Annotated in this window: 2 protein-coding genes and 1 pseudogene; all 3 read left to right on the top strand. The window is 73.7% G+C overall.

The features are described 5' to 3' along the window. The coding region (locus EYA84_RS31600; protein ID WP_201272549.1) for a Nif3-like dinuclear metal center hexameric protein at positions 1 to 392 on the top strand (392 nt) is incomplete at its 5' end. Further along, complete coding sequence (locus EYA84_RS31595) at positions 389 to 1,126, top strand: zinc ribbon domain-containing protein (protein WP_131057826.1); 738 nt, start codon at positions 389 to 391, stop codon at positions 1,124 to 1,126. The genes EYA84_RS31600 and EYA84_RS31595, both read left to right, overlap by 4 nt. A 3-nt stretch (positions 1,127 to 1,129) precedes the next feature. Then, positions 1,130 to 1,540 (top strand): annotated as a pseudogene (locus tag EYA84_RS31590) (reverse transcriptase-like protein); the annotation flags it as partial. Positions 1,541 to 1,621 lie beyond the last annotated feature (81 nt).

Here is a 1,621-nt window from a genome sequence, read left to right as displayed (position 1 = left end):
ACGCCGCCGCCGTGCTGCCCACCACCGCCATCGGCGTACGCGCCGCGGGCGACCCGGACCGCATGGTGCGTACGCTGGCAGTCTGCGGCGGTGCGGGGGACAGTTTCCTGGCCGACGCGACCGCCGCCGGGGTGGACGCGTACCTCACCGCAGACCTGCGTCACCACCCGACCGGCGAACACCTCGCCACCGGTGGACCGGCGCTGCTCGACGCCACCCACTGGGCCACCGAACGGCCCTGGCTCGACGATGTGGCCACCGGGTTGCGCGCCACGCTGCCGGGCGTCGAGACCCTGGTGTCCGACCTGGACACCGACCCGTGGACCGTACACGCCGCCTCACCCGCCGCCCCGGAGCGATCCGCAGCGGACGACAAGGAGCCCCGACCGTGAAGGCTGACCCCCAGGTCCAGCGCCGCCTGCTCGACCTCCAGGCGATCGACACCGCTCTCGCCAAGCTCGCCCACCGCCGCCGGGCGCTGCCCGAGCGCGCCGAACTGGAGGCTCTCGCCCGCGAGCTGTCGTCGCTGGAGGACGAGCGGGTCCGCGCCCAGGTGGCCGTGGACGACCTGGACCGGGACATCGCCCGGCTGGAGAAGGACGTCGACCAGGTACGCGCCCGCAAGAAGAAGGACGAGGACCGCCTCGCCGCCGGTGGCGGTCCGGCCCGTGAGCTGGAGGCGCTCCAGCACGAGCTGGTCTCGTTGAACCGCCGGCAGAGCGACCTGGAGGACGCCGAGCTGGAGTTGATGGAGCAGCGGGAGACCGCCCAGTCGACGCTCGACGGGGTGGAGCAGCGGCTGACCGAGGTGCGCGAGCGGCGGGCCGCCACCGAGCAGCGCCGCGACGAGGCCCTGGCCGAGATCGGCCGCGAGGAGGAGTTCAAGCGCTCCGCCCGGCAGCCGCTCGCCGGTGACCTCCCCGGCGACCTGGTGCAGCTCTACGACAAGATCCGTGCCGACACCGGCCTGGGCGCCGCGCTGCTGACCGCCGGCCGCTGCGGCGGGTGCCGCCTGGACCTCTCCGGTGCCGACCTGGCCCGGATCCGCAAGACCGACCCCGACGAGGTGGTCCGCTGCGAGGACTGTCGCCGGATCATGGTCCGCACCAACGAGTCCGGGCTGTAGCCGGTGGCACCGCGTACCGTGCTGGTCGAGGCCGACGGGGGCTCCCGGGGCAACCCCGGCCCGGCCGGCTACGGCGCGGTCGTCCGTGACCAGGCGACCGGCGAGGTGCTGGCCGAACGCAGCGAGTCGATCGGCACCGCCACCAACAACGTCGCCGAGTACCAGGGCATGATCGCCGGCCTGACCGCCGCCGCCGAACTGGGCGCCAGCGAGGTCGAGATCCGGATGGACTCCAAGCTGGTCGTCGAGCAGATGTCCGGCCGCTGGCAGATCAAGCACCCCGGGCTGCGTCCGCTCGCCGCCCAGGCCGCCCAGATCGTCAGCCGATTCGACGCGGTCCGCTTCACCTGGATCCCCCGGGACCGCAACACGCACGCCGACCGGCTGGCCAACGCCGCGATGGACGCCGCCGCCACGTCGGGCACCGCCACACCGGTCGTCACGCCACCGCGTACCGTCGAGTCTGTCTCTTAGACCCCTCTCCGAGCCCACGAG

This window comes from Verrucosispora sp. SN26_14.1, from assembly GCF_004307965.1.
In the GTDB taxonomy this organism is placed as follows: Bacteria; Actinomycetota; Actinomycetes; order Mycobacteriales; family Micromonosporaceae; genus Micromonospora.
This window is presented reverse-complemented; position numbering and strand designations above follow the sequence as displayed.